The organism is Streptomyces sp. ActVer (genome assembly GCF_027270795.1).
GTDB classification, from domain to species: Bacteria; Actinomycetota; Actinomycetes; order Streptomycetales; family Streptomycetaceae; genus Streptomyces; species Streptomyces umbrinus_A.
Genome location: NZ_JAPWHT010000415.1, coordinates 1 through 9,159, shown reverse-complemented (window position 1 = coordinate 9,159; position 9,159 = coordinate 1). Strand labels below are relative to the sequence as shown.

General features: G+C 69.5%; 9 protein-coding genes and 1 tRNA gene. 6 read left to right on the top strand and 4 right to left on the bottom strand.

The window, feature by feature from the left end:
- Positions 1-222: 222 nt before the first annotated feature.
- Positions 223-296: transfer RNA gene (locus tag O3Q52_RS42130), tRNA-Ala, on the top strand.
- A gap of 55 nt (positions 297-351) precedes the next feature.
- Here O3Q52_RS42130 and O3Q52_RS42125 read toward each other — a convergent pair.
- On the bottom strand, positions 352-1,419 hold the full coding sequence (locus O3Q52_RS42125) for a hypothetical protein (RefSeq protein ID WP_269653829.1): 1,068 nt from the start codon (positions 1,417-1,419) through the stop codon (positions 352-354).
- Positions 1,420-1,550: 131 nt separating this feature from the next.
- Entirely contained in the window at positions 1,551-2,027 is a 477-nt protein-coding gene (locus tag O3Q52_RS42120) for a GNAT family N-acetyltransferase (protein WP_269653828.1), read from the bottom strand.
- Between the two features lie 105 nt (positions 2,028-2,132).
- On the opposite strand from O3Q52_RS42120, the gene O3Q52_RS42115 reads away from it, so the two are divergent.
- Entirely contained in the window at positions 2,133-2,957 is an 825-nt protein-coding gene (locus O3Q52_RS42115; protein ID WP_269653827.1) for an exodeoxyribonuclease III, read from the top strand.
- Between the two features lie 44 nt (positions 2,958-3,001).
- Here O3Q52_RS42115 and O3Q52_RS42110 read toward each other — a convergent pair whose 3' ends face one another.
- Positions 3,002-4,363, bottom strand: a complete 1,362-nt coding sequence (locus O3Q52_RS42110; protein ID WP_269653826.1) for a recombinase family protein — start codon at positions 4,361-4,363, stop codon at positions 3,002-3,004.
- Between the two features lie 173 nt (positions 4,364-4,536).
- Positions 4,537-5,175 (bottom strand): MerR family transcriptional regulator, encoded by a 639-nt coding sequence (locus O3Q52_RS42105; protein ID WP_269653830.1) that lies wholly within the window; start codon positions 5,173-5,175, stop codon positions 4,537-4,539.
- Positions 5,176-5,340: 165 nt separating this feature from the next.
- On the opposite strand from O3Q52_RS42105, the gene O3Q52_RS42100 reads away from it, so the two are divergent.
- From O3Q52_RS42100 to O3Q52_RS42085, 4 genes are all read left to right on the top strand, one after another.
- Positions 5,341-6,870: an NAD(P)/FAD-dependent oxidoreductase gene (locus tag O3Q52_RS42100; RefSeq protein ID WP_269653825.1), complete on the top strand. Its 1,530-nt coding sequence runs from the start codon at positions 5,341-5,343 to the stop codon at positions 6,868-6,870.
- The gene (locus O3Q52_RS42095; protein ID WP_269653824.1) at positions 6,867-7,790 is read left to right on the top strand and encodes an alpha/beta fold hydrolase; all 924 of its coding nucleotides are present in this window, start codon (positions 6,867-6,869) and stop codon (positions 7,788-7,790) included. The genes O3Q52_RS42100 and O3Q52_RS42095 overlap by 4 nt, the downstream gene beginning before the upstream one ends.
- Entirely contained in the window at positions 7,787-8,671 is an 885-nt protein-coding gene (locus tag O3Q52_RS42090) for an SDR family oxidoreductase (protein ID WP_269653823.1), read from the top strand. The genes O3Q52_RS42095 and O3Q52_RS42090 overlap by 4 nt, the downstream gene beginning before the upstream one ends.
- A gap of 85 nt (positions 8,672-8,756) precedes the next feature.
- Positions 8,757-9,002 carry a hypothetical protein gene (locus tag O3Q52_RS42085; RefSeq protein WP_269653822.1) on the top strand — a complete coding sequence of 82 codons (246 nt, stop codon included), beginning with the start codon at positions 8,757-8,759 and terminating at the stop codon, positions 9,000-9,002.
- Positions 9,003-9,159 lie beyond the last annotated feature (157 nt).

The following is a 9,159-nucleotide window of genomic DNA, read 5'->3' as shown; positions in this document are numbered from 1 at the left end:
GGGCTCGACCCCACCGAGTTGGCGGCCTCGGCCCGGCGCGCCCGCGAACGCGGCCGCACGCCCCTCTTCGACCAGTACGAGGACGGCGACCGGCCGCGCGCGGCCAACGAGTGACGATGTCTCAGAAGTCCCGCCGCGGGCCCGCTCCTGACCAGCGGGTGAGGGCCCGGGAACGGATTTCCAAGCACCCTGACCGGGATGCTAGAGTTTCACTCGTTGCAAGGGCCTGTGGCGCAGTCTGGTAGCGCACCTCGTTCGCATCGAGGGGGTCTGGGGTTCAAATCCCCACAGGTCCACCGCAGCTCAGAGCCCCAGCCGGAGTGATCCGGCTGGGGCTCTTTGGCGTGGTCGCTACTTGGCGTTGACCATCTGCAGGTGGTAGCCCGTGACGCGGATGTCCGTGCCGGACGCGGGGACCACGGCCATGGTGATCAGGGAGTTCGTGCGGGTGAGGCCGCTCGTGCTGGTCCGGCCGTCCAGGTAGATGTCCGTGACCGTGGGCAGGTTCTCGATGTCCAGCTGGGTGGCGCAGCGGGGGCCCTCGGCCTTCGGCCAGTTCTGGTAGTCGACGCCGAAGTCGTACAGGGCCAGGGCGCCGCCGTCGGTGGTCTTCAGGCCGTACGCCGTCTCGGCAGCCGTGAAGCCGGGCTCGTACTCGCCGTCGACGCAGCCGTCGTCGAAGGCGGCGCGGTTCGTGTACGACTTCTTCCAGGCCTTCACGGACGCGGTGTTCACGAAACTCGCGCCCGCCTTCTTGCCGCCCGTGACATAGAAGTCCTTGGACAGGTCACGCAGGTCGTCCAGCTTGACCTTGCCCACGGAGTCGGAGGCCTTGAGGACCGTGACGAAGCCGTCGTCGTCGCGCTCCACGCCCGGCAGCTTGCCGTCGGCCTCACCGACGGACACCGCCTTCCACTCGGCGCCCTTGTTCTTGCTCTTCTCGTAGTCCTTCACGTGCTCGAAGACCAGGAGACGGCGACGGTCCTTCCCGATGTCCTCGCCGGTGACCCGGGTGTCGACCATGAAGACCTGCGGCGACCCCTTGCGGGGGATGTAGAAGCGGGCGCCCTCGACCGGGTAGTGGAAGGGCGTCTTGAAACTCGCCTGCTCCTTCTTCGGCAGGGCCTTGAACTGCGTGAACGTCGCCTGGCTCTGCTGGAGCAGCGCCCCGCCCTCCACCTCGGCCGTCCTGTCCGGGGCCTGCGCGGCGTTGGCCGCGTTGTTGACCTTGGCGTAGTTGAGCAGGACGGCCTGCGCCGACTTGAGGGAGATGACGCCCGCCTCGGTGGGGGAGCCGCCCTTGTCGTCCGCGCCGGACGCCTCGGTTCCGCCGCCGGAGCACGCGGTGAGCGCGAGTGCGAGGGCGGTGAAGGGCACGGCGGCTCGCGGAAGTCCGGGCGTGCGGCGGCGCGAAGTCATGGGTCCCCTGTCATGAAGTGTCGTGAGGTGCCGTGACGCCGGTGGTACGGGTCCGGCGGTCCGGTGCCCGTGGTGAACCGGGCTGATGATCACGACAGGCTAGTGGCCCCGCACGTGCCGGACCGGAGTCCTCACAGAAGCTTCGCGAAGCAGCGGCTGTCCTCGTGGAAGCGGTAGTGGCCGAACTTGACGCACGGCTCGTAGCCGCTGGAGGCGTAGAGGGCGATGGCCTCGGGCTGCTTGTTGCCGGTCTCCAGGACCATGCGGATGCGGCCGGCCGCGCGGGCGTCCTCCTCCAGCGCTGCCAGGATGAGGCGGGCGAGCCCGTTGCCCCGGGCCTCCTCGATCACGAACATGCGCTTCAGCTCGGCGTCGCCGTCCGAGTAGCCCTGGTCGTTCTCGTCCTGGGTACGCCAGGCGCCCGTGGCCACCGGGCGCTCCTGGGCGTCGTACGCCATCAGGTACAGGCCGACCGGCGGCTCGAACATCGACGGGTCGAGCGGGGTGACGTCACCCTCGTCCCCGTAGCGCGCGGCGTACTCGGCCTGCACCTCGTCGTTGAGCTTGACGGCGTCGGGGTGGTCGAAGGAGACCCGGCGTATATTCATGCTGAATATCGTACTTCTATGCGATGGGTGGGTTGGCGGCGTGCGGTGCGCCCGCCCGTCCGCCCGTCCCTGCGAAGGGCTCGGCCGGGCGCTGTGCACGTACCAGTGTGCCGGTATCGTGCCCGGGTGCTGACTGTGACCTCTGTGAATGTGAACGGGCTCCGGGCCGCCGCCAAGAAGGGCTTCGTGGAGTGGCTGGCGGAGACGTCCGCCGATGTGCTGTGCCTTCAGGAGGTACGGGCCGAGCCCCAGCAACTCCCGGAGGGCGTACGGCAGCCCGAGGGGTGGCATGTCGTGCACGCGCCCGCCGCCGCGAAGGGGCGGGCCGGCGTCTCCCTCTACACGCGCCGCGAGCCCGACCGCGTCCAGGTCGGCTTCGGGTCCGCCGAGTTCGACGGCAGCGGCCGGTACGTCGAGGCCGACCTGCCCGGCGTCACCGTCGCCAGCCTGTACCTGCCCTCCGGAGAGGTCGGCACCGAGCGGCAGGACGAGAAGATCCGGTTCATGGACGAGTTCCTCGCCCACCTGAAGAACCTGCGCGAGCGCGCCGCCGCCGACGGACGCGAGGTCGTCGTCTGCGGCGACTGGAACATCGCCCACCAGCAGGCCGACCTCAAGAACTGGCGCGGCAACCAGAAGAACTCCGGCTTCCTGCCGGAGGAGCGCGCCTGGCTCGGCCGCGTCTTCGACGAGACGGACGGCGGGTACGTGGACGTCGTCCGCGCCCTCCACCCGGACGTGGAGGGGCCGTACTCGTGGTGGTCGTACCGGGGGCGGGCCTTCGATAACGATTCAGGTTGGAGGATCGACCTCGCCGTCGCGACTCCCGGGCTCGCCAGGCGTGCGGTCAAGGGATATGTGGAACGGGCCGCCAGTCATGAGGAGCGCTGGTCGGACCATGCTCCAGTGACAGCCGTCTTCGAGCTGTGAGGAAAACGGTGTGGGGCGCACCGGATCTGTACGCCCCATCCGGCTCAGGGCTGTAGCTGATCCGGCAGGGAGCCCACGACAGTGAACGTCAGCCGTGATGTGTCCGGTCCGGCCAGGCGGGCCGGTCCACCACCAGATCTTCCCTTGGCGACTGTGACGTGAACTCCATCCCTGAGGAGCTGCTCCCGAGTTACCTCGCCCTCTGTGGCGAATGCCTCGTGGTAGCGGTCAACGGTGTAGTCGTCCAGCCAGCCGGCGCGGATAGCGGCGGGGGCAGGACAGGTCGTGCCACGGGCAGAAGCGCGGCAGGCGTAGTCGCCGTATGCGTACGCATTTCGTGAGGCGAAGTACATGCGACCGCTGCATCCGGTGCAGTGCGCGACTCCGATCAACAGGGCTGTCTCTCGCCGCTTGGGGTGAGCCCCCTTCGAGCGGGTGTTGAGGATGTCCTGCAGAGCCTGGAACTCCTCCTCGGTGAGCAGCGGCGGGCCGATCGGTACGGGTGAGCCTGCGGCATCGCGGACGGTCTGCCCTCTGTGCACGCGGTGCCCCATCAGTGCTGGTGTACGGAGGATTTTGGACAGACTTCCGGCCGTCCAGCGAAATCGCTCGAAGTCACGCCCGTGGCGCCGCCCACCCATGGGGCGCCCCTGGAGTCGGGCATGGCGGTCCCGTGGCACCGGAATATCTGCCGCTTCGAGCTTGTGGGCAATGGCGACCAGGGACAGTCCCGGATGTACGTCGTCCACAATCGCGCGGACGATTGCGATCGTCTCCGGGTCTGGCATGAGACACCAGTCGACGCCGGAGGGGTGCGGCGCTTTCCTGTACCCGAATGGAACCAGGCCACCACCGTATCGGCCGGTCGCACGCAGCACTTCGTGGGCGCCGGTGAGCCGAGCGGAAATGGCTCGGGCCTCCTGCTCGGCGGCGTAGGCCAGATTCATGCATCGGCGGATGGCGTCGCCATCCGCCTGCGGGGTGACCACGAGGGGCTGGTGCTCTCCGGGCATCCCGAAGATGAGTGTCTTCGCGCGCCTCTGGCCGCACTCGGTCAACTCGGACATGTGCGCAACGGATCGTACGGCGCGGTCCACATGTGCCCACACGATGGCGTCGTACTCGTCCGGGTGCCCTGGCCAATACGACAGGGAAGGCCTCTCGAAGGGGGACATCCTGCGCGCAGATACTCCGAGATCCGTGGCTTCGGCGATCAGCGTGAAGCCCATCCGCTCGGTGCACAGTTGGATCGCAGTGCGCTGCCTACCGGGCGAGGTGGTGACTTCGGTGAGGTGGCTGAGGCGCACCGCGCCTGGAGCTCGCGGGTATTCGGTGGGACTCGAAGTCGGCTGGGACGGGTGGGGACTATTCTTGGGCACGTCGGCGCTCCGTGAAGTGTCGGCCACACCCCGGGGCTGGTAGGACAGCCGCCGGGGCCTTTTCGATCTCACTCTCGGAGTGCGAACTGAGGTTTGTCTTCGATTGGCGGGAAAGTACCTCGATGGGGTGGACATTCCGGGAACCAGGTTCTGGAACTCTCCGGCGGTTCGGTCGTTCAGTCCCTACCTGGCGGCAGGTATCAGGGTTGCAGGCGTCGGCTGAGGCGCCGGTCCAGCGCCATCGAGAGCTCTGCCTCCACCACGTTCTTGGCCAGCGGGCGTAGACGTTGGAGGTCCTCCGGGGTGCGGTCGGCCGTTCCGGTCGTGAGGACGAGGGTGGTGAACAACTCGGCGAGGGCGTCGGCGTGTTCGCGGACCCGGTGGGCGGCGGCGAGGACGTCCGCCAGCGGAATGCCCTCGCGGACCAGTGCCGCCGAGGTGTCCAGGAGGCGGCGGCTGATGTGGACGAGGTCCGTGCCGTCTGTGGCGAGGTAGCCGAGGTCCAGGGCCGCGGCTAGGTTTTCCGGGGTGGCCTGGCCCGCGAAGACGTCGGCCAGTTCCTCCGGTGAGAGGCGGACCGGGGTTTCCTCGGTGGGGGCGCCAAGGCCGAGGAGTTCGCCGACGTCGCGGCCGTGGTCGAAGGCCTCGGCGAGTTCGGCGATGCCGTTGAGGGTGTGGCCGCGTTCCAGGAGCGCGGCGATCGTGCGCAGGCGGGCCAGATGGTCCTCGTCGTACCAGGCGATGCGGCCCTCGCGGCGCGGTGGTGGGATCAGCTTGCGTTCGCGGTAGAAGCGCAGCGTGCGCACGGTGATGCCGGCCTCCCCGGCCAGCTCCTCCATTCGGTACTCCCGCTTGTCCGCCACGCCGGAAGCCTATGTCGTACCGTCGGTAACTTTCCTTCCCCCCGACCCCTACCCATCGGTATGGAGCTGCTCTACGCTCCCATTGCGCCAGTATTCACTGGCGGAGTCGGTAGCGTCGTACGCGGCAATGGAGGCGTCGGGATGACCGAGCACGAGCATGTACGGGTGGCGGTGATCGGCTCTGGATTCGGTGGGCTCGGAGCCGCTGTGCGGTTGCGCCGTGAGGGCGTCACCGACTTCGTCGTCCTGGAGCGGGCCGACAGTGTCGGCGGGACCTGGCGGGACAACAGCTATCCGGGCTGCGCCTGTGACGTGCCGTCCCACCTCTACTCGTTCTCGTTCGCGCCCAATCCCGACTGGCCGCGCACCTTCTCCGGGCAGGAGCACATCCGCGCCTATCTGGAGCACGTCACCGACGTCTTCCGGCTCCGGTCGCACCTTCGGTTCAACTCCGAGGTGAAGATGATGACTTGGGACGCGGAGCGGCTGCGCTGGGTCGTCGAGACCAGCAGCGGGACCCTCACCGCCGACGTCGTCGTCTCCGCGACCGGGCCGCTCTCCGACCCCAAGGTCCCGGACGTCCCCGGCATCGACACCTTTCCCGGCAAGGTCTTCCACTCGGCCCGCTGGGACCACGACTACGACCTGCGCGGCAAGCGGGTCGCGATGATCGGTACGGGCGCCTCGGCCATCCAGATCGTGCCGAGCATCCAGCCGGACGTCGCGAAGCTCACCCTCTTCCAGCGCACCCCGCCCTGGGTGATGCCCCGCGTCGACCGGGCCATCAGCGGGGCCGAGCGCTGGCTCCACCGGCAGCTGCCCTTCACCTCGCAGGCCCGGCGCGGACTCCTGTGGGGCCTGCGGGAGTTGCAGGTCCAGGCGTTCACCAAGCGCCCCGACGAGCTGGGCCTGGTCGAGCAGTTGGCCAAGCGGAACATGGCCCGGGCCATCAAGGACCCCGAGCTCAGGGCCAAGTTGACCCCGTCCTACCGCATCGGCTGCAAGCGCATCCTGCTCTCCAGCACGTACTACCCGGCCCTCGCCCAGCCCAACGTGGACGTGGTCGCGAGCGGGCTCGGCGAGGTCCGCGGGTCGACCGTCGTGGCCGCCGACGGGACCGAGGCCGAGGTCGACGCGATCGTCTTCGGTACGGGTTTCCACGTCACCGACATGCCGATCGCCGACCGGGTCGTGGGCGCCGAGGGCAAGACGCTCGCCGAGGCGTGGCGGGCCGGCATGAAGTCGCTGCGCGGTGCGACGGCGGCCGGGTTCCCCAACTGGATGACGATCATCGGGCCGAACACCGGCCTCGGGAACTCCAGCATGATCCTGATGATCGAGTCCCAGCTCAACTACATGGCCGACTACGTACGGCAGTTGGAGGTGCTCGGTGGACCGGCCGCCCTCGACGCACGGCCCGGCGCGGTCGACGCCTGGAACGACCGTGTCCAGGAGCGCATGAAGCGCACGGTCTGGAACACCGGCGGCTGCACCAGCTGGTACCTCGACGACAACGGCGTCAACACCACCATCTGGCCCGGTACGACGACGGAGTTCCGCGGTGCGACGCGGCGCGTGGACCTGGGGGAGTACGACCTGTTGCGGCCGCCGCCCGAGCCCGAGACGGCACCGAAGCGTCGTACGACGAAGAGGGTGGAGGCGGACGCGTGAGCCGGCTGATGCATGTGGAGTCCGGTCCGTACGCGCCGCCCGTTCCCGCGCGCGAGCTGACCGCCGTGTCCGCCGACGGGGCCCGGCTGCACGTCGAGGTGCACGGGCCCGAGGGCGCGCCCGCGGTGGTGCTCTCGCACGGGTGGTCGTGCTCGACCGCCTTCTGGGCGGCGCAGGTCAGGGACCTGGCCGCCGACCATCGCGTGATCGCGTACGACCAGCGGGGGCACGGGCGCAGTCCGGCGAACCCCGTGTGCAGCGCGGACGCGCTCGCCGACGATCTGGAGGCGGTGCTCGCCGCCACGCTCGCGCCCGGGGAGAAGGCCGTTCTGGCCGGGCACTCCATGGGCGGGATGACGCTGATGGCCGCGGCCGGGCGGGACCGGTTCCGGGAGCACGCGGGCGCCGTTCTGCTGTGCAGTACGGGCAGTTCGCGGCTGGTCGCCGAGTCGCTGGTCGTGCCGATGCGGGCCGGGCGGTCGCGGACCTGGCTGACCAGGAAGGTGCTCGGGTCGCGGGCTCCGCTCGGGCCCGTCACGCCGGTCGCCCGGCGGATCCTCAAGTACGCGACGATGGGGCCCGGTTCGGCGCCCGGCATGGTCGAGGCGTGCGCGCGGATCGTGCACGCGTGCCCGCGCAAGGTGCGGTACGCCTGGTCGCACGTGCTCGACACACTCGATCTCGACCATCGCGTACGGGAGTTGAGCGTGCCGGCCGCGGTCGTCGTCGGCACGGCCGACCGGATGACGCCCGTCGTGCACGCGCGCGCCCTCGTCGCCGCGCTGCCGAACTGCGTCGGTTCCACCGAACTGCCCGGGCTCGGGCACATGACCCCGGTCGAGGCGCCCGCGCTGGTCATCACCCGGATACGGGAACTCGTCTCCACATACGTACGGATCCAGCAGAAGGAGGGCGCATGAGCAGGGTCAGCCTGGAAGGGCAGGTCGCCGTCGTCACGGGGGCCGCGCGGGGCGTCGGGGAACTCCTCGCCCGTAAGCTCTCCGCCCGCGGTGCCACGGTCGCGCTCGTCGGTCTGGAGCCGGACGCGCTGAAACAGGTCGCCGAGCGGCTGCACGGCGAGAGCGGGCACTGGTACGCCGACGTCACCGACCACGAGGCGATGACACGGGTCGCCGCGGAGGTGAAGGAGCGCTTCGGGAAGGTCGACATCGTCGTCGCCAACGCGGGGGTCGCCAACGGAGGGCCGTTCGTCGACTCCGACCCGCAGGCGTGGCGGCGGGTCATCGAGGTGAACCTCATCGGATCGGCGATGACCGCGCGGGCGTTCCTGCCCGTGCTGATGGAGAGCCGCGGGTATCTGCTGCAGATCGCCTCGCTCGCCGCGATCACGCCCGCGCCGATGATGACCGCGTACTGCGCGTCCAAGTCGGGCGTCGAGGCGTACGCGCACAGCCTGCGGGCCGAGGTCGGGTACAAGGGCGTACGCGTGGGGGTCGGGTATCTGTCGTGGACCGACACCGACATGGTGCGCGGGGCCGATCAGGACGACGTCATGCGGGAGTTGAGGCAGCGGCTGCCGTGGCCAGCGAGCAAGACGTATCCGCTGGGGCCGGCCGTCGACCGGATCGTGGCCGGGATCGAGCGGCGGTCCAGTCATGTGTACGGGCAGTGGTGGCTGCGCGGGATGCAGGGCGTACGCGGATATCTGCCGGGGCTCATCGGATCGGTGGGGCAGCGGGAGATGCGGCGGTTCGCTCCGCGGGTGGGGCAGGTGCCGAAGGGGCTCGTCGGGGCCGGGGGAGAGGCCGATGAGCAGGCACGGAGCACGCTGCGTAACTGACCGTTACTGATCGAAATGCGCGCTTTGCCGGTCCGTGTGAATCTGGTCGAGGCCCCATCCCCCACCCACTACGGGAGTGAATCTCATGGGCATGAAGGACCAGTTCCAGGACAAGGCCGAGGAGCTCGAGGAGCAGGCGCGTCGACGTGCCGACGCCGGCCGCGACGAGGCGAGCGAGCGCGGGCGGCAGCCGCAGGAGCCGCGTGACCCGCGTGAGCGGGCGTCGCGTGAGCGGGCTCCGCGGGAGCGTCAGGAGCCGGGGCGGCAGGTGCCGGATGAGGCGCAGCGGGCGTCGCGCGATGCGCAGGAGCGGTTCGATCAGGACTTCTGATCGAGTGTGCTGAGTGTGGGGTGCCCTTCTTTGGGAGGGCACCCCGCGCTTTTGTGTGTGCTGGGTTGATCGTCGGGTGCGGGTGCGGGTGCGGGTGCGGGTGCGTTGGGGCTGGTCGCGCAGTTCCCCGCGCCCCTAAAAGGACTGGGCTGAGCCC